The sequence below is a fragment of the Clostridium sp. chh4-2 genome (assembly GCF_002899675.1).
Classification (GTDB): domain Bacteria; phylum Bacillota; class Clostridia; order Lachnospirales; family Lachnospiraceae; genus CHH4-2.
Genome location: NZ_PKUU01000028.1, coordinates 48,596 through 69,847 on the forward strand (window position 1 = coordinate 48,596; position 21,252 = coordinate 69,847).

Consider the following 21,252-nt stretch of genomic DNA (forward strand, 5'->3'; position numbering starts at 1 on the left):
CAATTAAGGAGGAAAAGGAATGGATGTCAAGAAGTTTTCAGGAGTTTACCCGGCGGTTATCACCCCATTTACAGAGGAAGGCAAAGTGGATGTAGGGAAACTTACAGATTACATTGCGTATCTCGTGGATAAGGTGGACGGTTTATTCGTAGGAGGATCTTATGGTTCCGGCCCGATAATGACCGTGAGCGAGAGAAAGACGGTTGCAGAAACCGTAATGAAAGTGGCAAAAGGAAAAGTCCCGGTGATCTTTATGATCGGATGCACGGATACCAACAGCACCATAGAGCTGGCAAAGCATGCGGAATCGGTAGGAGCCGATGCGGTAGCAGCGGTAACGCCCTGCTATTACCGCCATACGAAGGATGTTATTATCCAGTACTATAAGGACTTAATCGCAGCAACCAGTCTTCCGGTCATCGCATACAACAATCCAAAGTATTCCAATTTCTGCATTACCGGAGACCTGTTAAAGGAGTTGGCGGATATCGGGCTGCAGGGAGTAAAAGACAGTTCTGCGGATATCGCATTATTCTATGATTATATGGCAAAAGTGGACAATGACGGTTTCTTATTCCTGATCGGATCTCAAACTCATCTGGTTCCAGCGGTAGTAGGCGGAGCGCATGGAGTGGTATCCGGATTATCCAATGCATTCCCGGGATTTATTAAGGAAATCTATGAGAACTGTAAATCAGGCAACTTCCAGAAAGCGAGAGATATGCAGCTGAAAGCGAATCTTCTCCGCTCCGTAACAGGAGATGGAATCCCTGTTCCATTCTATCATGCGGTACTGCCGATGCTGGGAGTGGATATCGGAGTTCCGAAAAAGCCGTTCCTTCCGAGAAGTGAAGCTGAGGTAGAGAGAATCAGAAAAGCGTTAGTTGAGACTCAGATGATCATAGGTTAATTTTTTTTGAAGAAAATACATAATACAATATACAATGTTCATAAAAAGGAGGAAAATGAGATGGATATCAAGAAATTTTCAGGAGTTTACCCGGCGGTTATCACCCCATTTACAGAGGAAGGCAAAGTGGATGTAGAGAAGCTTACAAACTACATTGCATATCTCGTAGATAAGGTGGACGGTTTATTTGTAGGAGGTTCTTATGGTTCCGGTCCGATTATGACTGTGAGCGAGAGAAAGACGGTTGCAGAAACCGTAATGAAAGTGGCAAAAGGAAAAGTCCCGGTGATCTTTATGATCGGATGCACGGATACCAACAGCACCATAGAGCTGGCAAAACATGCGGAATCGGTGGGAGCCGATGCGGTAGCAGCGGTAACGCCCTGCTATTACCGTCACACAAAGGATGTTATTATCCAGTACTATAAGGACTTAATCGCAGCAACCAGTCTTCCAGTCATCGCATACAATAATCCAAAGTATTCCAATTTCTGTATTACCGGAGACCTGTTAAAGGAGTTGGCGGATATCGGACTGCAGGGAGTAAAAGACAGTTCTGCGGATATCGCATTATTCTATGACTATATGGCAAAAGTGGACAATGAAGGTTTCTTATTCCTGATCGGATCTCAAACTCATCTGGTTCCTGCAGTAGTAGGCGGAGCGCATGGAGTGGTATCTGGATTATCCAATGCATTCCCGGGATTTATTAAGGAAATCTATGAGAACTGTAAATCAGGCAACTTCCAGAAAGCGAGAGATATGCAGCTGAAAGCCAATCTTCTCCGCTCCGTAACGGGAGATGGAATCCCTGTTCCATTCTATCATGCGGTACTGCCCATGCTGGGAGTGGATATCGGAGTTCCGAAAAAGCCGTTCCTTCCGAGAAGTGAAGCTGAGGTAGAGAGAATCAGAAAAGCATTAGTTGAGACTCAGATGATTATCGGCTGATGAATCACAGAGTTTTGAGAGCGTTCTTCGAGCCTGTTGCCCATATCCATTGTTTTACCTGAATCTGAGGTTGACGATGCATACGTTATGCGTCTTTGTAAATGCCTTGGAGGTTGGCATAGAATACCCCTGTCCTGACTGATTATGTCATTTGAACGGTATTTTCGCTGAACCTCTGGGGCATTTTTAAATCCTTTGATATGTGATGACGAAGATCGCTAACTTAATGGTTATGTAGGTAATAACATTTAGGTATTGGAAGATTAGAAAAATCTATAGTACGATATGTATAATAAATGAAGCAAAAATATGAAAAAATATACAAAATAAACAAAAACAAAAAGAAGCAAAAGCGGTCACAGGGAGAACGGTATGGGAGAATACGAAAGAAGATTGTCTGAGTTAAAACAGGAAACAGAAGAGATTCATTTTAAAAGGTTTTTGGCGGAGGATGCCTATAAACTGGGAAACCGGATGGTACAGGCGGCTATGGATAAAGGGGTTGATCTGGCGGTGATGATACGGGTGAACCAGAAGATGATGTTCTATTTCGCTTTCGACGGAACCGATTTAAATCATGAACGGGCGGTTATCAGAAAATCAAATGTGTCGGATGCGTTCCGATGTCCATCTCTCAAAATCTTTTATGAACTGCAGCAGAGCGGGTTAACGATTAAAGACAGAGGGCGGGATCCCATGGAATATCTGGCGCTGGGGGGCGCAGTTCCCATTTATGTGGAACAGGCGGGGATCATTGGAACCATTTGTGTCTCCGGTATGAGCCATTTTGAAGACCATCAATTTGCAGTGGACTGTATAAAAGGATATCTGGCCGGAAGTATTTGAGTTTATGGAGGTGGCGGAATGATAGGAAACTTTATCACATCGGTTTTATTGCTGATCTTGTCGGGGGTTATCTATGCAGAGAGTTCAAAAATGCCAAACCTTGGCGGCATGACTTTGGCGGGTCCCGGATTTTTCCCAAAGTGCTGCGCAGCTTTCTTTACATTTGCAGCGGTGGTACTTATCATACAGGAAGTTTATAAGATTATAACGGTGAAAACAGGGGATACGGCTTATGCCAAAGCGGAACTTAAAAAGGCTGTTGATCTGAAGGAAACCATAAAAAATAATTTGTCCGGCGTTTTTAGGATGACAGTAATACCCATATTGATGGTGTTATACGGAATTTCGCTGCGCGGCATTGGATTTGAGATTTCCACATTTGTATTTCTTATAGCCAGTATGGCAGTCTGCGGAGAACGCAGTTGGAAGCGGCTGCTGCTGATTCCAATAGCTGCAATCATTGTTGTCTATCTGTTGTTTATTAAATTCCTCAGAGTGGCAATACCTACCAGTTTTTTGTAAAACGTTGAGAGAGGAGAAAAGAATATGGCGGCAAATATTACGATGGTTTTATCAACGATATCATTTTCGACTATTATCTTGACGTTTGTGGGCGTGGTGCTGGGAATTGTTGTGGGTTCTATACCGGGGCTGACTGCTACGATGGCAGTAGCGGTTTTGACCTCTTTTACTTTTGGTATGGAATCTTCAAAGGCCATTGCCATGCTTTTGGGGATTTTTGTAGGCGGCGTTTACGGAGGTTCTATCTCAGCTATTCTGATGAAAATTCCCGGTACGTCATCCGCTGTTATGACGGCGCTGGACGGTTATCCTATGGCCAAGAGGGGAGAGGGCGGAAAGGCAATCGGCATCTCCACGGTATCCTCCTTTTTCGGAGGAATTGTGAGCTGTATCTTTCTGATTATTGGATGTTCGGCGATTGCCGGTCTGGCAGCGAAGTTTTCTTACCCTGAATATTTTGTGATTGCGGTTTTTGGTCTGTGCGTGATTTCAAATGTATCTTCAGATTCTTTATTAAAGGGGCTTTTAGGGGCTATTTTGGGAATCTTTATCACCACTGTGGGAATGGACAACTTGACGGGAATCACCCGGTTTACCATGGGTTCCAGAAATCTGATAAGCGGAATCGGTATGGTGCCCGCGTTGATCGGATTGTTTGGAGTTTCTGAAATATTAAACCAGTTGTTCAATATGAAAAACGGAGAGGTGAAACAACAGGAGATCGGCAGGACATTTCCGGGATGGGGCGTAATAAAAAGAATCAAGTTTATATTGATAAAATCTTCTATTATTGGGACTTTAATCGGAGCTCTTCCGGGAGCAGGAGGGCCGATTGCAGCTTTTGTGGCTTATAACAGCGCAAAGAACGGATCAAAAGAACCTGAAAAATACGGAACCGGTATTCCGGAAGGAATTGCGGCGCCTGAGTGTGCCAATAACGCCACTGTCGGCGGTGCGCTCATTCCGATGCTGGCGCTGGGGGTGCCGGGGGACGGAGTTACGGCAATTATTATGGGAGCATTTGCGATTCACGGGCTAAGACTTGGACCGATGATCTTTAAAGAAACTCCTGATATTGTATACAGCGTCTATGTATATACGATTATTGCCAATATCTTTATGCTGATCGTTGGATTAACGGCGGCTAAGTATTTTGCGAGACTGATCAATACGGATAAAAAGATATTGATCCCCATTATTTTGATGGCGTGTGTCGTGGGATCTTTTGCATCTTCCAATAAAGTGTTTGACATCTATGTTATGACAATTTTTGGCATTCTGGGATTTCTGATGGATAAAGTCGGCATTTCCACGTCGGCGTTTATTCTGGGGCAGGTACTGGGAACACTGGCTGAGGTGAATTTCCGGTCGGCGCTTACGCTTTCCAAGGGAAGCTATAAGATATTCTTCCGGCCGATTCCCATGGTATTCTGGGTTTTGACCATAATAATGGTGGTGGTTCCCAAGATAAGAAAAGCGTTGAAAAACAAAGCAGAGAAGGAAAAAAACAGCGCGGCGGGGTAAAACGCGCGGAAATGAGGGTAAAATGAAAAAAAGTATTGGTTTGGCGGTAGGAATTATGGCAGCGGTTATGGGATTGATGTCCGGTTGTTCGAAAGCTCCGGAGGCGGCCCCATCAACAGCCGGAAATACGGCGGCACAGTCTTCTGAAGCAAAGACAGAGGCTGCAAAGTCAGAATTTCCCAAGAGCAAGATAGAACTGATTATTCCTCAGGGAGTGGGCGGAGGAAGTGATTTGATTGCCAGAGTGCTGGTGTCCCAGGTGGAGAAGGATCTGGGGGTTCCGGTTGTGTGCACCAATGTGGAGGGCGGTTCCACGTCCCTCGGACTGCAGCAGCTGGCGGATTCTGACCCGGATGGGTATACCATCGCCATGACGATGACAAACCTTGCCACCCTAAATGCGCTTGGATATTCTGAACTGTCATATGAAGATTTCACGTCTATCTGTGGAGCTAATTTTGATGCCCCTACGGTTATGATCCGCAGCAATGACGACCGGTTTACAGATCTTTCGGGGATTGTGGAGTATGCAAAAGCTCATCCCGGCGATTTGAGCTGGGGAACCGGAGCAGCAGGCGGAATGTGGCACCTGGCCATTTTGAAGTTCTGTAAAGTGGCCGGCATTGAGGTCAATGTGGTTCCCAACGCAGGAGGCGGTACTGGTGTGGGTCTGACCCTTGCAAACGGCGATATTGATGTAGCAGTATTCAGTCCGGTGGACTGTATTTCACAGATCGATTCGGGAGAGATCATTCCGGTTGCAGCGCTTACGGATGTCCGCATGGAAAGCTATGCAGATGTACCCACATCTGTGGAATTGGGCTGGGATTGTTCGGTTTACTCTACCAGAGGTTTTGTGGCGCCGAAGGGAACTCCGGACGATGTGATTGCCGTATTGGAAGCTTCCTTTAAAAAGGCGGTGGAAAGTGATGAATTTAAAGATTTTATTAAGAACCAGCAGTCCAATATTATGTGGAGAGACGCTAAGGAATATGAGGAATGGATGAAGGAAGAAGTGGATACCTATGTTCCGATTCTGGAAGAAGCAGGACTGGCGAAATAAGATAGAAGGAGGCGCGGGAATATGAGTTTTAAATTGTATATCAATGGGCAGTTAGTGGAAGGAAAAGGCGTGGAGAGAACAATCAGCAATCCGGGTACGGGAGAAACCGTTGCGGTCATTAAATGCGCCAGCAAAGAACAGACGTTGGAAGCTCTTGACGGAGCCCAGGAAGCATTTAAAACATGGTCCCGTATGTCCTTGACGGAAAGGGGACAGTGGATCGGAAAGCTGAAAAAGGCTCTTTTTGCCCAGAAAGAGGAATTGGTGGATATTCTGTCTATGGAGACGGGCAAGCCCTTGTTTGCGGCGGCGAGAGGGTTCAATGTGCTGGTGGATGCACTTGACTTTTATTATGAAGAAGCAAAGCGTTTTACCGGGATCACGATTCCAGACTATAACAGCAGCAATGCTTCTTATCATACGAACGCGTACCGCCCAAAAGGCGTTATGGTAGGCCATCTGTCCTGGAATATGCCTCTTCTCAATATTGGAGCAAAACTTGGACCGACCCTGGCATCGGGATGCACCTGTGTTTTAAAACCAGCCTCCCTAACCCCTCTTTCTGCCTTAAAGGTGGGTGAAATTGCCGAATCAATACATTTTCCCAAAGGTGTATTCAACATCGTGACAGGGCCGGTAAATGATGTGGCGACGGTGCTGAATTCAAGTCCGATTCCCAGGCTGATTACACTGATCGGTTCATCGGAAACCGGAAAACAGGTGATCCGCGATTCCTGTAATACGATAAAATCCTACTCTCTGGAATTGGGCGGAAATGCTCCTGCCATCGTGATGCCGGATGCAGATTTGGAAAAGGCAGCGAATTTCATTGCATCCCTTAAAATGAATAACTGCGGTCAGATCTGTACCTGCGTAAACCGCGCTTTGGTGCACGAAGACGTGGCAGACGAGTTTGTGGAAATTGTCAAAAAACAATTTGAAGCATGTAAACTGGGCTGGGGCCGGGAAGAGGATGTCACTATGGGGCCTTTGATTACAAGAGGTGACAGAGACCGGGTTCTGGGACTGATCAGTGACGCTGTTGCCCACGGTGCCAATCTGGTATGCGGCGGAGAAATTCCTGAGGATAAATCATCAGGCAATTATCTGACGCCGGCCCTTCTTACCGGATGTAATAATCAGATGGAACTATGCAGAAAAGAAATCTTCGGCCCTGCACTGCCTGTAATTACCTTTAAGACTTTAGAGGAGGCAATTGAAATAGCTAATGATACGGAATACGGACTTTCCGCCTATGCTTACACCCAAAATCTGCATGATGCATTCCTGCTGACGGAGAATCTGGAAGCGGGCGAAATCATCATTAATGTATGGGGCGGCGGCTCTCCCCTTCCATATGCCCATGGCGGCGTGAAGGAAAGCGGAATCGGAAAGGACTGGTCCACCATATCATTATCAGAATATTATGATGTAAAACGGATTACCATGACACCGTAAGACGGTTCCCCGTATAGGGGGAGAAAGAAGGATTGACGATGAGGGTTTTAATTATCGGAGGCGTAGCAGCGGGAACTAAGGCGGCGGCCAAGCTGAAGAGAGAGGATCGAAGTGCAGAAGTTACCATTCTTACAAAAGGCAGCGATATCTCGTATGCCGGCTGCGGACTGCCCTATTATGTGGGAAATGTAATACAGCGGAAAGACCAGCTGATTGTAAATACGCCTGAAAGCTTCAGCGGCCTGACCGGGGTTACTGTGCTCACCGGAATGGAAGCGGTGGCTGTAAACCGGGAGCAGAAGACGGTGACGGCCGTATCGGAGAAAACGCAGGAAAAGAGCGTATTCGCCTATGATAAATTGGTGATAGCATCCGGGGCATCTCCGGTAAAATTGCCTGTAGAAGGGGTGAATTTGCCGGGAGTGTACTTTATGCGGACGCCTGATGATGCGGCTGCACTTAAAGAAGCCGTGGAAGCGGGCAAAATTAAGCGGGCAGTGGTGGCCGGCGGAGGGTTTATCGGCCTTGAAATTGCGGAAAATCTGGCGGCTCAGGGCGTGAAGGTATCGGTTTTGGAGATGGCTGATCACATTTTACCGGGTTTTGATCCTGAGATGGCCGCTTATGTGGAACGGCATCTGGCGGATAAGGGAATCATGGCATTTACCGGAACAAAATTGGTGGGTATTCTGGGCAGCGGTCATGTGGAAAAGGTTCAGACCGGAAAACGGGCCATGAAGGCGGATGCGGTAATTCTATCCGTGGGAATACGGGCTAATACAGGCTTTTTGGAAGGAACAGGCATTGAATTGATGCCGGATAAAACCGTGAAGGTGGATAGCCGGATGAGAACCAATGATCCCGATATCTATGCGTTGGGAGACTGTGCCTGCGTATCAAATATGATTACAGGAGATGCTCAATGGTCTCCGATGGGCTCTTCCGCCAATATAGAAGGAAGGCTGGCTGCCAGAGTCATTGCGGGAAAAGAAGGAAGCTATGCAGGAGTATTAGGAACGGCTGTATGCAAACTGCCTGAATTAAATGTGGGGCGGACCGGTATGACGGAATCGCAGGCTGCGGCGGCAGGATACCATCCGGTGAGCGTGGTAGGCGTAGTGGATGATAAGGCGCATTATTATCCCGACGCATCCTTTTTCATCATTAAAATGACGGCAGATCAGAAAACCGCTAAACTTTTGGGCATTCAGGTGCTGGGAAAGGGCGCGGCAGATAAAATCGTGGATATAGCTGCGACGGCGATCTCATTGAAGGCTGATTTGTACCAGCTTTCCAATCTGGATTTGGCGTATGCGCCGCCTTTTTCCACGGCGATCCATCCATTTGAGCACATGGTAAATATTCTTTTGAATAAGATGGAAGGCGAATTTGAGACAATTACGCCTTCCGGGTACATAAATGGAGAGGCGGATGGTTACCGGATCGTGGACGCTTCCCTGCAGCCATCCATTGACGGTGCGGATTATGTAAACTTGTCTAAGGTTACAGGGGTAATGACTGAATTCGGACCGGATGAAAAACTGCTTTTGGTGTGTGCAAAAGGCAAACGGGCCTATATGCTTCAAAACCGCCTGAAATATTATGGTTATACAGGGACAAAGGTGCTTGAGGGCGGTTTGACGTTCAATGAATTAAAATAGTAGGAGGAATTGAGAATGGCTGCATTAACTGTGAACGCCGAAGATGAAAAAAGGGTGAAAGCATTAGGCTTTTTAAACAATAAAGGAACGGATAATTTTTCCGCCAGAATCATTACGGTAAACGGCAAAATTACAGCGGATCAGCAGCAGTGCATCGCTGAAGCGGCACGGCTGTACGGCAACGGAAACATCACCTTTACCACACGGCTGACGCTGGAGGTACAGGGCGTTGCATATGATAAAATAGAGGATTTTCGGACCTATATCGCAAAAGCCGGACTGGAGACCGGAGGAACCGGGTCTAAGGTCCGCCCGGTAGTATCCTGTAAGGGAACCACCTGCCAGTATGGGCTGATTGACACATTCGCTCTTTCTGAGGAGATCCATAAGAGATTCTATAAAGGATACAGCGGTGTAAAACTTCCGCATAAGTTTAAAATTGCGGTGGGAGGCTGCCCGAATAACTGTGTGAAACCTAACTTAAATGATTTGGGAATCATCGGACAGAGAATACCTGAATTCGATGAGGATTACTGCAATGGATGTGTAAAATGTGCGGTAGAGGAAGCATGTCCTGTTAAAGCTGCAAAACTGGAAGATGATTTACTGCATATTGACCGGGAAATGTGCAATAACTGCGGACGGTGCATCGGCAAATGCAATTTTGATGCGATTGAAGACGGTGTGACGGGATATAAGATCTATTTAGGCGGCATGTGGGGCAAGCGTGTTCAGCATGGAAGAGAGCTGAACAGGATATTTACAGATGAAGAAGAAGCGCTGGAAACGATTGAAAAAGTAATTTTATTCTATCGGGAACAGGGAAAGACAGGGGAACGGTTTGCCCAGACGATTCAGAGAATTGGCTTTGAAAATGTGGAGAGAGAGATTTTGGGAAAGGATATTCTGGAGAGAAAACAGGAGATTCTGGATGCGAAGCTTCATGAAGTTGGCGGAGCGACCTGTTAAGCTGTTTTTTTTACATCGGGCCTCAAGGCATTTTTGAAAATGCCTTGAGGATTAAAGTAAAACGTGAAGGCATTTTTAAAAATGCCTTCACGTTTTACTTTAATTGTCTATGGTCGGCCATAAGAGCAGGCAGAACCCTGACATTCCGCACAATCAATTCCGGCGTAGTTTCAATGACCCTTTTAGTCAGATTTATAAAATTGATTAAAGGCGGCGTCAAAATTCTGTTCTTTCTGTAAGCTACAACTAATTTTCTCGTTAAAACCGGGTTATCCAAGGAAAAACAGGCCACCTTATCGGGAATGCCCAATCGGATCGGCGTCACGCATGGAGACACGGCCAATCCGTCTCCCACGGAAACCAGCCTGACCACTGTTTCATGTCTGTACAATTCTCTATGAATATTATATTTGATACCGTGACGTTCCAAAAGGTATTCCGTTATTCTTCTCATGCCGCTTCCCGGCGCCACAATCAGAAAGTCCTGATTGTTTAAAAGCTTTTCCGATATGAGATAAGGGGTCCAGGGGCTGTTTTGGGACAGGTCGAACTGGGAGGAAAATTCTGAATCCCTGGCTGAGATAATAATGAGCGGATCATCCGCTAAAACTTCAAAGTCAATTTCCGGCGTTCCAACCGGAAGGGTATAAAAGCTTATATCAATCTGGCCGGAAAGCATCTTTTCTTCCAGCACATTGCTGTGTCCTTCGATCACTTTAACATCGATCTGAGGATAGGCTTTGGAAAATGCGGGAAGAAGGTGAGGCAGCCATCTGGCGCCGCGTTCTCCCGGGATGCCCAGGACTAACTGGCTCTTTTCCAATGTGGCGATGGCGCGCATTTCGTCTTCCAGATAATCGTTGAGTTCCAGCATTTTTTTTGCCTGTGCTAGAAAAAATTCACCAGCGTAGGTCAGCTTAATCGGAGATACCGTGCGGTCGAATAATGGAAGACCCAGATGTTCTTCCAGCAGATTGATGGATTTTGTCAGCGCAGGCTGGGAGATATAAAGGGATTCTGCCGCCCGGGACATATTTTTATGTTCTGCCACCGCAATCACGTAACGGAAATGGTTAATATTCATTAGTTATCACCTCGTAAACATATTATAACAAAAAGTTATCGTTATGTAAAATGTTTGATATTAGACGGCTGAAGAAATTATAAGTATACTTATCGTAAAGTATTTAGACGTCTGATAAATGGTTAAAACAATGGAAGGTATTGCTATCTTTTTGGAAAGGAGTGGAATTGTATGAGAGAATTTCCATATATTAAAATCGATGCGCCAACCCCTTATGAGAGAGGCGTCCAGTATGGGAAACAGGCAAAGATACAGATATTAAAGGCCAGGGAACATTATAAATCTTATTTTGGCGGCAGGGGAGATGAGTGGGATTCGGTATGCAGATTTGCGCTGAGGTACTCCGAGATGTTAGAGGAGGCATTTCCTGATTTATTGGAGGAAGCGAGAGGGATTGCCAAAGGTGCTGAAGTTGAATTCGCTGATATCATGGTGATTAACTGTCGGTATGAGATGAGCAAATTCCCGAAAGTGCCTGAATGCACTACCGGAGCTGCGTTGGCCGGAAGCACAGAAGAAAAGTGTACCTATTCATTTAAAAATTGGGATTTTTCTAAAGGAGTTTTGGATCATGTAGTGATCCTCCATATTATTACAGAAGACGGAACCAGAATTATGGGATTGACGGAAGCAGGGCAGATGATTCGGGACGGCTTTAACAATTACGGCCTCTCTATCGGAACGAATAACCTGCAGTCGGTTCATGATCATTCCGGGTTTGGAATACCGGTTACATTTCTGCGGAGAAAAATACTCATGTGCAGAAATTTTGCAGATGCAGAAAAGCTGATTAAAGAAGCGGTCCGTACGGTTTCCAACAATATTCTTCTGACAGATGCAAAAGGCGGCCAGGCAAAAGATTTTGAGTGGCATCCCCTTGGCGTAAATGAATTGGAACCTCAGGACGATATCCTGACTCATGCAAATCATTTTGTAGAAACGCCTGAACTGGATGCTTTGGCGGGAAGGCCTAAAAACAGGGATACAAGACTTCGCAGCCTGCTGATGAAGCGCTACGGGCACATTACTCCGGAATATATCATGGAGTGTATGAAGGATCATGAATATTATCCGCTTTCCATTTGCGGCCATCCCACATCGGATGATAACGAATACACAAAGGACCGTATGACCGTGTCGTCTATGATCGTGGATTTTGATCATTCCTGCGCCTATATCTGTGCAGGTCCGCCATGTGAAGGCGAATATAAGAAATATAACCTTTAGAAGGAGCAGATATTATGTTTAGTCAAATGAACTATGAAAACGGAAAGAAGACCGGGAAACAGTGTGCAGATTCGATTGCTGAAAATATACGTGTTTTCTTCCGGACGGCAGAAGCTGCCGGATACTCGGAAGAGGCGATTCATATTCAAGCCGAATTCATGAAAAAGGATCTTTCACCGTCCAGGTATGAAGAGGTGCGGGGGATTGCAGAAGGGGCCAAGGTGGACTTTGGCCGGCTTTTGGCCTATAACCTGCTTCAGCAGAAGATTCTTCCGGAGGGATGCACGGTGTTCTTTGCGGCAGGCAGCTCCAGCAGTACCGGGGCTACTATAATCGGGAAAAACAGTGATAAAGGCGGAGATGAATTATTTACTGGAAAAAATTGCTATAAATTACATGAAATTAACGTGGTATCATATTTTGAAAATGAGGATGGAAGCCACATTGTCGGCGTATCGGCGGCGGGCACAACGGGCATTAAAATGGGGCTGAACAGCCATGGGGTAGCGGCTGCAACCAATTTTGGATATTCCTCTGAAATTAAAAGAAAAAGTCTGTCTACCGAGGATAAATTTGCAGGTGACAGAGCGCAGATCGCCAGAGATGCGCTGCAGCATAAAACAGCTCTTGAGGCGGCACAGTATGCGGCCTCAAGGCTGATAGCCCGGCCCATGGCTTCCAGCGGGATTCTGGAATTTGCGGATGCCGATGAAGTTTATATTGTGGAAAATGCATATGAATATGTGGCAGTCAATAAGATCACCAATGCGGTGGATTCCAGGTCAAACTACTTCGTTACGCTTGATAAGCTCAATGAGCCTGGAAATGCGTCCTGCTATTGCAGATATCACAGAAGCCAGAAAATGCTGGCCGAAGTGGAGGGGCACGTAACGGTTGATGATTTAAAACAAATTTCAATGGATCACCACGACGGAACCGGATCAGTTGGAATTTGCCGCCATCTGGACGGAATTCAAAGCTCCACCCAGTCTTCCGCCATTATGGAATTAAATAGGGAGCATCCGGAGAAATCTCTGATTCATGTGGCCTTGGGCAAACCTTGCAATGCTTGGCGAAACGAAGACGGCCATGTCACAATTTCAATGGATATGAAGAGAGAAGAGCTTCCGGAAGAGTTTTTATGCGGAGAGCCATATAAAAAATATTGTATGGCAGAACCAATTTTTAACTAATATACAAAATATGAAAAAGCTAATGTAAAAAAAGGAGGAGTACTTATGAAGTTAAGATTATTGGCATTAACATGTTCAGCAGCTATTGCATTTTCTCTTATGGGATGCGGTTCCGGCAAAGGCGCAGCAGAATCGCCTGCCGTACAAACTTCGGCAGAGAAAACAGGGGAAACATCGGCCGCGGCTCCGGCGGAAAAACCCTCTTCGGATGCAAAAGTCCAGGAATCCGTTGTGGTGGGAATAAAAGCGCAGATAACCAGTATGGATGTACAGAGTGTCAGCAATGTTGCTCATAATATTCCATATAAGCTGACACATTCCACATTGGTAACGATGAATCTGGACACAGGTGAAATTCTTCCTGATCTGGCAGAAAGCTGGGAGTGGACAGACGACAGGACCATAGAATTTAAACTCAGGGAAGACGCAAAGTTCCACAATGGAGAGCCGGTAACGGCGAGAGACGTTGTTTATACATTTGAAAGAGGAAGGGATGGAATTGCTTCTTCTAATAAGATGAAACCGGCAAAAGAAGTGGTTGAGGTGGATGAACATACGGTACGCATGGTATTGGATGCTCCTAACCAGGACTGGCTGGATACCATTTCCCTGCCTGTATTTTCCGTTTTATCAGAAAAAGCGCTACAGGATGATCCGGATAAGGGATATGAAATCGGGGCCGGCCCATACATGGTAAAGGAATTTGTCAGCAAGGATTATCTGGCGCTCACCCGGTTTGAAGATTATATGGACGGGCCGGTTCCTACGGTTAACCTGACCCTGCGCTACATACCCGAAGCTTCTTCGCGGTTAATCGCCCTTCAGACAGGGGAGATTGATCTCTGCCAGGACCCTGATACCATTGAACTGGATACGATTAAAAATGATACCAATCTCAGGCTGGTGGAATTTGAAGGAACAACCTGCCAGTTTTTCGCATTTAACTGCAAAAATGAACTGACCAGCAATAAATATCTGCGCCAGGCCATTGCCTGTGCGGTAAATAAACAGGATATTATGGATGCCACCATCAATGGATATGGAACGATTGCTGATTCCTTCTGGGGACCTACACAGTTCGGTTATGTTGAAAACTTTGAAACATGGCCTTATGATCTTGAAAAAGCGAAAGAACTGATGAAAGAAGCCGGCTTTGAAAATGGCGTGGATCTGGAGGTGACCGTAGCTTCCGGCGCCCGTGTTATTACGGCTGAAGTTTTACAGTCTCAGTTAAAGGAAATTGGCGTCAATGTAATTATCAATGAAGTGGATTCAGCGGCATTGACCAGTATTACAAATGAAGCGAGACATCAGGGACTGGTATACGGTTTAGGATTTAATACCGCCGGCGATGAAGTGAGACGTGTATACGGAGAAGGCAGTTCCACCAACCGTTCCCACTATTATAATGAGAAAGTGGTGGAATTAATGGACAAGGCCGTTCAGGAATTCGATGAGAACAAGCGTCTGGACTACTATAAAGAGATTCAGGAAATTGCAAAAGAAGACATTCCGGTTATTCCTCTTTACTATGAGAAAAACTTCTGGGGAGTTAAAAAGAATGTAGGCGGTGTTACCTGGTATGGAAACTCCAATGTGGACTTGTCTACCGTTTATGTTGAGCAGTAATTCAGGTTAAGAGGAAGTATGAAAGGAGCTTACGATGTATCGTTATGTGATTAAGCGTCTGCTCATGTTGATTCCGGTTATCATAGGTATCTCGTTTCTGGTCTATTTTGTAATAGATTTAGCTCCCGGAGATATTATCAGCCAGATTGCATCTGAGGATGCAACTGTAGAGGAAATAGAGGAATTACGTGAGGAATATGGATTTAATAAGCCAATCATAGTCAGGTACGCGGAATATATGTCAGGTATGCTGCACGGCGATCTGGGCACTTCATATATTACCGGTGAACCTGTATTTGAAAGCTATATGAAACGACTGCCCAACACGCTGATTCTGGCCTTTGCCTCCATCCTGGTTTCGGTGGTCATATCAATTCCGCTGGGAATTATTTCTGCGGTTAACCAGGGAACATGGAAGGATAATGTGACCATGGTGGTGGCGCTGCTGGGGTTATCGATGCCCAACTTCTGGCTGGGACTTCTGCTCATTATATTATTTTCATTAAAATTGGGACTTCTTCCTTCCGGGGGCTACGGTACCATAGCCCATATTATACTTCCTGCTATTACAGTGGGTACCGGGTTAACAGCTATGTTAACCCGTACTACCCGCTCTTCCATGCTGGATGTGATCCGTCAGGATTATCTGAGGACCGCCAGGTCCAAAGGAGTGCCGGAAAAGAGAGTGATTCATAAACATGCGTTAAAAAATGCTTTGATTCCCATAATCACCGTTATCGGTACCCAGCTGGCGTCCTGCCTTGGCGGAGCGATCATAACGGAAACCGTTTTTGCATGGCCCGGAGTGGGACGGCTGATCCTGGATTCGGTTAATTCCAGGGATATTCCAATGGTTACGGGATGTATCATCATGAAAACCATTACCATCAGCCTCATTCTGCTGTGTGTGGATTTACTTTACGCGGTGGTGGACCCAAGAATCAAAGCACAGTATGCTGTGAAGGGAGGTAAGTCCCATGGATGAAAACATGATACTTGTTTCCAAGCAATATAAAAAACGAAGTCAGGGAGCTGAAATATGGCGCAGAATACGTAAAAACAGAGGCGCCATGCTGGGACTTTTTCTGGTTATTATGATTGTGTTGATCGCTGTTTTTTCCGGGGTATTTATGGACTATGAGACCGATGTAATCGGACAGAATATATCCCAACGGCTCCAGCATCCCAGTTTAGCTCATCCCATGGGAACGGATGATGTGGGACGGGACGTTATGAGCCGTCTTTTATACGGAACCAGATATTCTCTTTCCGTGGGCGTGGTGGCAGTAATCATTGCCTTGATTTTCGGTGTGACTCTGGGGTCTGTGGCCGGATTTTTCGGCGGTAAAATTGAAGAAGTCATCATGAGGGCCAGCGACATGCTGGCGGCGGTTCCCAGCATATTGATGGCAATCGCCATCGTGTCGGCTTTGGGACAGAGCACATTGAACCTGATGCTGGCTGTGGGGATCACCAGCGTGCCGCAGTTTGTCCGAATTACCAGGGCGGCTGTACTCACGGTACGAAACCAGGAATACATAGAAGCCTCCCGGTCCATAGGGCTGAATGAATTTAAAATCATCTGGTGCCACGTGCTGCCCAACTGCCTGTCGCCGATTATAGTCCAGACCACGCTGCGGGTGGCCTCGGCGATCATATCGGCTTCCAGTTTAAGTTTTTTGGGATTAGGGGTTCCGTCTCCAAATCCGGAATGGGGCAGTATGCTGTCGGCAGGAAGAAAGTTTATCAGGGGCTACAGCTACCTTACCCTGTTCCCGGGTCTTGCGATCATGATTACGGTTTTGTCGTTAAACCTGTTGGGAGACGGACTTCGAGACGCATTAGACCCGAAACTGAAACGATAAGGAGGATAAGAGATGGAAGATACCAAGGATTTAGTGCTGGATATTGAAAATCTGGTCATCCACTATGTGTTGGAAGAGGAGACGGTCTGTGCCGTAAATGGGATCGACATCAAACTGGGCAAAGGGAAGATACTGGGCCTGGTGGGAGAAACCGGGGCGGGAAAAACCACCACGGCTTTATCAGCCCTGCGCCTGGTCCCGGACCCGCCGGGGGTGATAAAGAGCGGAAAGATCCTCATTGCCGGTCATGATATAATGAAACTGACGCCGGCTGAACTGGAAAAGGTGAGAGGAAAGGACGTGTCCATGATCTTTCAGGACCCTATGACCAGTTTAAACCCGGTTTACACGGTTGGAGAGCAGATTGCTGAGAGCATCGAGCTTCACGAAAACCTGACCAAACAGGAGGCTTATGATAAAGCTCAGGAGATGCTGGAAATGGTGGGCATCCCGGCTTACCGTTCTGTGGAATATCCCCATCAGTTTTCCGGCGGAATGAAGCAGAGGGTGGTAATAGCCATTGCTTTGGCGTGCAACCCCAAGCTTCTGATCGCTGATGAGCCGACAACCGCTTTAGACGTTACCATTCAGGCTCAGGTTCTGGAACTGATGAAAGACCTGATTCGTAAATACAATACCTCTGTTATGATGATCACTCATGATTTGGGCATCGTAGCGGAAATCTGTGACCAGGTAGCGGTCATGTATGCAGGCAGGATCGTGGAAGAGGGGCCTTTGGAGGCTGTCTATAACGAGACAATGCACCCTTATACGGAAGGCCTGTTCAATTCCCTGCCCAATATTAACAAGAGGACAGAGGAACTGCGGCCCATACCCGGTCTGATGCCGGACCCCACTGATCTTCCTGCGGGCTGTGCATTTGCACCCAGATGTCCGTATGCGACAGATAAATGCAGCGACTCCGTTCCCGGCCTGAAAGATGTTGGAGGCGGCCACAGAGTTGCATGTCTGGCATATGAAGATCCTGATTTTGTAATAGAGAGGAGGAAAAATTCATGAGTACTCCTATTTTGGAAGTCCGCAACCTGAAAAAATATTTTAAAACGCCCAGAGGCGTCCTTCATGCGGTTGACGATATTTCGCTGACTATTGAAAAAGGGAAGACTCTAGGGATCGTAGGAGAATCGGGCTGCGGTAAATCCACCACGGGAAGGGTGGTTCTCAGGCTGCTGGAGCCCACATCAGGGCAGATTTTATTTAACGGGACGGATATCGCCAAGCTGAGGAAATCACAGCTTCACAAGATGCGCAAAGAGATGCAGATGATCTTTCAGGACCCATTTTCCTCATTGGACCCCAGAAAGACGGTGAACCAGATTATCAGCGAACCCATTATCGAGTACAAGATCATCAAGGATAAAACTGATCTGGAAAAACGTGTGCTGGAACTGATGGAAACAGTGGGGCTGGCGGAACGTCTGATCAATACTTACCCCCATGAACTTGATGGAGGGCGGCGTCAGCGTGTCGGAATCGCCAGGGCCCTGGCCATGGAACCACAGTTCATCGTCTGTGACGAGCCTGTTTCTGCGCTGGATGTATCAATTCAGGCCCAGATTCTCAACCTTCTGAAGAAACTGCAGAAAAAAATGGAGCTGACCTATATTTTTATCACCCATGACCTGTCGGTTGTCAACTATTTTGCAGATGATATTGCGGTTATGTATCTGGGACAGCTGGTGGAAAAAGCTCCGGCGGAGGAGCTGTTTGCCAATCCGACCCATCCTTATACAAAGGCGCTGCTTTCAGCGATTCCTGTTCCGGAGATCGGAAGGAGAAAAGAGCGAATTATTTTAAAGGGTGAAATATCGTCCCCAATCGATCCGCCGGATGAATGCCGTTTTGTGAAACGGTGTTCCTGCGCAGGCGACCAGTGCAGGAAGGGATGTCCGGAGCTGAAGGAAATCAGCAAGGGGCATTTTGTGGCCTGTTGGAGGACGGGGGAATTTTAGAATAGGGACTTCACCTTGAAGGATATTCCGGCCTGGCGGATGAATCATAATAATGGGAATTAGCTGTCAATTGTTTGGATTGACAGCTATTTTTTCGTTTTTATGTAATTAAGATAACGGAACAGGTGAAAAGCAGCGATACTAAGCAGGCGGACAATGTGATGATTCGGTTGATCGGCATATGAATAAAGCATTTTGTCAGAAATAAGTCTAATATACTCCGGATTTTGATATGATTCATGAGAAATCAATTAATTTTGGAAAAGGAGGGAAAGGATATGTGAAAGACGGATGATATTGGAGCAAGGGCAGATGTTTACGGATTAATGGAAAGGGCTCGAATGTCATGCTGATATTTTTAATTTATATGTATTGAAGGAAAATCTTTACTGTGTTAAAATTAGAATGAAAATTAAAAAGCATAGCACCTATAGAAGTGCTGTCACACTTCTATAGGTGTGAAAAGCGTTTTGGCGAACGCTTTCACAATGGTTGCTACCACTACTACGCCTTTTTATTATAATCTAAGTCGATTCAATAGACAAGATGAAAAATGGGCTAGGAGTTTTTTTGCTGTACTCAAAAATGAGATAGAGCAGGATGTGAAAGCGGAAATGCTAAACATCCTGCTTTTTAATTTGGTCAAATTATGGGGGAGCAGGAAGTATGAATCCTGCTCTGTCCCATTAAAATGATGGCAGAATAAGTGATAGGGAAGAAAAGGAGATCAGGTTATGAAGGTATTGAAGAGGTTTTTAATTATAGGGATGATTGGAGTTTTAGGTCTGACAGGATGTTCTGCAAAATCGTTTGACAGAACAGACCGTATAGCGAAGGAAGAAACTGAGAAGACAGAGAAGAAAAAAACTGCCGATAAGGAAGAGAAAGAGGACAAAGAGGAAAAAAATGAGGATAAAAAGAAAAAAGGTAAAGCAGATGGGACGCCCGTCACCAGCCTGACAATAGATAAAACAACTGTGTATCTGGAAAATCTGACTCTCAGGGAACTGGTTATATTTCTTCAAAAGGCAGGATACAGCTGTGATGAGCTGGATCGTAAGCTGGGACCGAATGAAAAAGCAAAAGTGGAGATAGAAAATGCTGATGGGGATGATGCGGTGGAAGTCGGCATATATAATCCGTCCAATGAAGAGGATATATTCAGCAACGGAAAAATAAGCAGGATTCGTATGTGTGAGAGTGCGGATGATATCTACTTCCTTAATGGAAAAATTAACGATAAATCCAAAACGAGACAGATCAAAAATGCATTCAATGATTTAGAGATAGAGTATGAAGAACATTATTACGGAGAAACGACTGCATATGCACCAAATGGATCAGTTCCGACCACAGCGGCCATAGGCGAAGAGGATATACCATATTGGGGCACGGCAAAACTCCCGGCCGGACAGGAAGCAGTTATAGAAATCAACAACAGCAGAGACGGATGGAGATCTGTAACTATAGAACTTCCTTTGATCTATGAATAATGATGGAGGAAAACTTATAGATTTGGAAGAATTTAAAAAAGAACAGCCAAGGGCGCCCAATAGAATGATGACGTACTGTGGTAAAGAATAAAACGGTGTGAAAATTAAAAAGCACAGCACTTGAGATTGAAAAGATGGAGGATAAATATGAAGTTTATTAAGAGATTAATTGCATTAGGATTGGCGGCAGGTTTAACCGTTGCCGGAGGTATGACTGCAGTTGCAGAGGATTATAATATCGTTTTCAGCGGTGTATTCACACCTGCTGAGGCTATTGAGGATACCGGGTCAGAATTGACCGCATCCTATTACGGCATGGATTTTAGCGGAAAGCTTTATAACCTATTGGATGAAAATACTACGCTTGCAATGGATGAAGCCCAAAGTTCAGGAATGGCAGGAAATCCGGTAGTCTATTGGGGATATCTGGACGGCAGTGATTTTGTGAGTTTGGGATCATGGGAATCCAGCATGATGGGGAACTTACCGATGAATGACAGCATTCAGGGCGGAAAAAATTATCCTGTAATTAATCCGGAACAGCTTGCAAAAGATAAGGCCGATGGTTCAGCCTATTCCAAAACCTATGTGGTGATGATTAATGCTGTTAATACGACTAATTATGCAGATGATTACATGGGATACTTTTTTAAACTGAAACAGGGCGGTACCAATGCATCAGCCGCTGCATGGAAGAAGGACAGTGCGGGCTGGTGGTATGATAACGGCGACGGCACTTATCCGGCGAATCAATGGAAAGAGATAAGCGGCAAATTTTACTATTTCGGAGCGGATGGATATATGCTTCATGATACGGTAACGCCGGATAATTATCAGGTAGGAGCGGATGGGGCCTGGATTCAATAACAGCCGCGGATTATGCG

General features: G+C 45.8%; 19 protein-coding genes. 18 read left to right on the forward strand and 1 reads right to left on the reverse strand.

Going from position 1 to position 21,252, the window contains the following annotated elements; genetic code table 11:
- Window positions 1-19 precede the first annotated feature (19 nt).
- The 9 genes from C0033_RS23090 (at window position 20) to C0033_RS23130 (ending at window position 9,904) form a co-directional block, all read left to right on the forward strand.
- The gene (locus C0033_RS23090) at window positions 20-910 is read left to right on the forward strand and encodes a dihydrodipicolinate synthase family protein (RefSeq protein ID WP_103228250.1); all 891 of its coding nucleotides are present in this window, start codon (window positions 20-22) and stop codon (window positions 908-910) included.
- 60 nt (window positions 911-970) lie between these two features.
- Entirely contained in the window at window positions 971-1,861 is an 891-nt protein-coding gene (locus C0033_RS23095) for a dihydrodipicolinate synthase family protein (protein ID WP_103228251.1), read from the forward strand.
- A gap of 372 nt (window positions 1,862-2,233) precedes the next feature.
- Window positions 2,234-2,707 (forward strand): heme-binding protein, encoded by a 474-nt coding sequence (locus C0033_RS23100; RefSeq protein ID WP_103228252.1) that lies wholly within the window; start codon window positions 2,234-2,236, stop codon window positions 2,705-2,707.
- An 18-nt stretch (window positions 2,708-2,725) separates the two neighbouring features.
- A complete protein-coding gene (locus tag C0033_RS23105; RefSeq protein WP_103228253.1) occupies window positions 2,726-3,229 on the forward strand; it encodes a tripartite tricarboxylate transporter TctB family protein in 504 nt (167 codons plus the stop codon).
- A 24-nt stretch (window positions 3,230-3,253) separates the two neighbouring features.
- On the forward strand, window positions 3,254-4,753 hold the full coding sequence (locus C0033_RS23110) for a tripartite tricarboxylate transporter permease (RefSeq protein ID WP_103228254.1): 1,500 nt from the start codon (window positions 3,254-3,256) through the stop codon (window positions 4,751-4,753).
- Window positions 4,754-4,775: 22 nt separating this feature from the next.
- The gene (locus C0033_RS23115) at window positions 4,776-5,816 is read left to right on the forward strand and encodes a tripartite tricarboxylate transporter substrate binding protein (RefSeq protein ID WP_103228255.1); all 1,041 of its coding nucleotides are present in this window, start codon (window positions 4,776-4,778) and stop codon (window positions 5,814-5,816) included.
- A 21-nt stretch (window positions 5,817-5,837) separates the two neighbouring features.
- The gene (locus tag C0033_RS23120) at window positions 5,838-7,274 is read left to right on the forward strand and encodes an aldehyde dehydrogenase family protein (RefSeq protein WP_103228256.1); all 1,437 of its coding nucleotides are present in this window, start codon (window positions 5,838-5,840) and stop codon (window positions 7,272-7,274) included.
- 38 nt (window positions 7,275-7,312) lie between these two features.
- Complete coding sequence (locus tag C0033_RS23125) at window positions 7,313-8,935, forward strand: FAD-dependent oxidoreductase (protein WP_103228257.1); 1,623 nt, start codon at window positions 7,313-7,315, stop codon at window positions 8,933-8,935.
- Window positions 8,936-8,950: 15 nt separating this feature from the next.
- Entirely contained in the window at window positions 8,951-9,904 is a 954-nt protein-coding gene (locus C0033_RS23130; protein ID WP_103228258.1) for a (4Fe-4S)-binding protein, read from the forward strand.
- A 94-nt stretch (window positions 9,905-9,998) separates the two neighbouring features.
- Here C0033_RS23130 and C0033_RS23135 read toward each other — a convergent pair whose 3' ends face one another.
- Window positions 9,999-10,988, reverse strand: a complete 990-nt coding sequence (locus C0033_RS23135; protein WP_103228259.1) for a LysR family transcriptional regulator — start codon at window positions 10,986-10,988, stop codon at window positions 9,999-10,001.
- Between the two features lie 171 nt (window positions 10,989-11,159).
- On the opposite strand from C0033_RS23135, the gene C0033_RS23140 reads away from it, so the two are divergent.
- The 9 genes from C0033_RS23140 to C0033_RS23185 all read left to right on the forward strand — a co-directional run bounded on the left by C0033_RS23140 (window position 11,160) and on the right by C0033_RS23185 (window position 21,235).
- Window positions 11,160-12,215, forward strand: coding sequence for a C45 family peptidase (locus tag C0033_RS23140; RefSeq protein ID WP_103228260.1), 1,056 nt, complete (start codon window positions 11,160-11,162; stop codon window positions 12,213-12,215).
- A 14-nt stretch (window positions 12,216-12,229) separates the two neighbouring features.
- A complete protein-coding gene (locus tag C0033_RS23145) occupies window positions 12,230-13,408 on the forward strand; it encodes a C45 family peptidase (RefSeq protein WP_103228261.1) in 1,179 nt (392 codons plus the stop codon).
- 45 nt (window positions 13,409-13,453) lie between these two features.
- Window positions 13,454-15,037 carry an ABC transporter substrate-binding protein gene (locus tag C0033_RS23150; protein ID WP_103228262.1) on the forward strand — a complete coding sequence of 528 codons (1,584 nt, stop codon included), beginning with the start codon at window positions 13,454-13,456 and terminating at the stop codon, window positions 15,035-15,037.
- 34 nt (window positions 15,038-15,071) lie between these two features.
- Window positions 15,072-16,022 carry a nickel ABC transporter permease gene (gene nikB / locus C0033_RS23155; RefSeq protein ID WP_103228263.1) on the forward strand — a complete coding sequence of 317 codons (951 nt, stop codon included), beginning with the start codon at window positions 15,072-15,074 and terminating at the stop codon, window positions 16,020-16,022.
- Window positions 16,015-16,902, forward strand: a complete 888-nt coding sequence (locus tag C0033_RS23160) for an ABC transporter permease (RefSeq protein ID WP_103228264.1) — start codon at window positions 16,015-16,017, stop codon at window positions 16,900-16,902. The genes nikB and C0033_RS23160 overlap by 8 nt, the downstream gene beginning before the upstream one ends.
- 12 nt (window positions 16,903-16,914) lie before the next feature.
- On the forward strand, window positions 16,915-17,922 hold the full coding sequence (locus tag C0033_RS23165; RefSeq protein WP_103228265.1) for an ABC transporter ATP-binding protein: 1,008 nt from the start codon (window positions 16,915-16,917) through the stop codon (window positions 17,920-17,922).
- Window positions 17,919-18,875 (forward strand): ABC transporter ATP-binding protein, encoded by a 957-nt coding sequence (locus C0033_RS23170; protein ID WP_103228266.1) that lies wholly within the window; start codon window positions 17,919-17,921, stop codon window positions 18,873-18,875. The genes C0033_RS23165 and C0033_RS23170 overlap by 4 nt, the downstream gene beginning before the upstream one ends.
- A gap of 734 nt (window positions 18,876-19,609) precedes the next feature.
- Complete coding sequence (locus C0033_RS23180; RefSeq protein WP_103228268.1) at window positions 19,610-20,368, forward strand: hypothetical protein; 759 nt, start codon at window positions 19,610-19,612, stop codon at window positions 20,366-20,368.
- A 147-nt stretch (window positions 20,369-20,515) separates the two neighbouring features.
- Window positions 20,516-21,235 (forward strand): hypothetical protein, encoded by a 720-nt coding sequence (locus C0033_RS23185; RefSeq protein ID WP_103228269.1) that lies wholly within the window; start codon window positions 20,516-20,518, stop codon window positions 21,233-21,235.
- Window positions 21,236-21,252 lie beyond the last annotated feature (17 nt).

Excerpts from the sequence above, each read along its gene's own strand:
- C0033_RS23150 (WP_103228262.1), top strand. The coding sequence starts at position 13,454 with ATGAAGTTAAGATTATTGGCATTAACATGTTCAGCAGCTATTGCATTT.
- C0033_RS23185 (WP_103228269.1), top strand. The coding sequence starts at position 20,516 with ATGAAGTTTATTAAGAGATTAATTGCATTAGGATTGGCGGCAGGTTTA.
- C0033_RS23145 (WP_103228261.1), top strand. The coding sequence starts at position 12,230 with ATGTTTAGTCAAATGAACTATGAAAACGGAAAGAAGACCGGGAAACAG.
- C0033_RS23180 (WP_103228268.1), top strand. The coding sequence starts at position 19,610 with ATGAAGGTATTGAAGAGGTTTTTAATTATAGGGATGATTGGAGTTTTA.
- nikB (WP_103228263.1), top strand. The coding sequence starts at position 15,072 with ATGTATCGTTATGTGATTAAGCGTCTGCTCATGTTGATTCCGGTTATC.
- C0033_RS23135 (WP_103228259.1), bottom strand. The coding sequence starts at position 10,988 with ATGAATATTAACCATTTCCGTTACGTGATTGCGGTGGCAGAACATAAA.
- C0033_RS23090 (WP_103228250.1), top strand. The coding sequence starts at position 20 with ATGGATGTCAAGAAGTTTTCAGGAGTTTACCCGGCGGTTATCACCCCA.
- C0033_RS23170 (WP_103228266.1), top strand. The coding sequence starts at position 17,919 with ATGAGTACTCCTATTTTGGAAGTCCGCAACCTGAAAAAATATTTTAAA.
- C0033_RS23100 (WP_103228252.1), top strand. The coding sequence starts at position 2,234 with ATGGGAGAATACGAAAGAAGATTGTCTGAGTTAAAACAGGAAACAGAA.
- C0033_RS23095 (WP_103228251.1), top strand. The coding sequence starts at position 971 with ATGGATATCAAGAAATTTTCAGGAGTTTACCCGGCGGTTATCACCCCA.
- C0033_RS23160 (WP_103228264.1), top strand. The coding sequence starts at position 16,015 with ATGGATGAAAACATGATACTTGTTTCCAAGCAATATAAAAAACGAAGT.
- C0033_RS23120 (WP_103228256.1), top strand. The coding sequence starts at position 5,838 with ATGAGTTTTAAATTGTATATCAATGGGCAGTTAGTGGAAGGAAAAGGC.
- C0033_RS23165 (WP_103228265.1), top strand. The coding sequence starts at position 16,915 with ATGGAAGATACCAAGGATTTAGTGCTGGATATTGAAAATCTGGTCATC.
- C0033_RS23130 (WP_103228258.1), top strand. The coding sequence starts at position 8,951 with ATGGCTGCATTAACTGTGAACGCCGAAGATGAAAAAAGGGTGAAAGCA.
- C0033_RS23140 (WP_103228260.1), top strand. The coding sequence starts at position 11,160 with ATGAGAGAATTTCCATATATTAAAATCGATGCGCCAACCCCTTATGAG.
- C0033_RS23105 (WP_103228253.1), top strand. The coding sequence starts at position 2,726 with ATGATAGGAAACTTTATCACATCGGTTTTATTGCTGATCTTGTCGGGG.
- C0033_RS23115 (WP_103228255.1), top strand. The coding sequence starts at position 4,776 with ATGAAAAAAAGTATTGGTTTGGCGGTAGGAATTATGGCAGCGGTTATG.
- C0033_RS23125 (WP_103228257.1), top strand. The coding sequence starts at position 7,313 with ATGAGGGTTTTAATTATCGGAGGCGTAGCAGCGGGAACTAAGGCGGCG.
- C0033_RS23110 (WP_103228254.1), top strand. The coding sequence starts at position 3,254 with ATGGCGGCAAATATTACGATGGTTTTATCAACGATATCATTTTCGACT.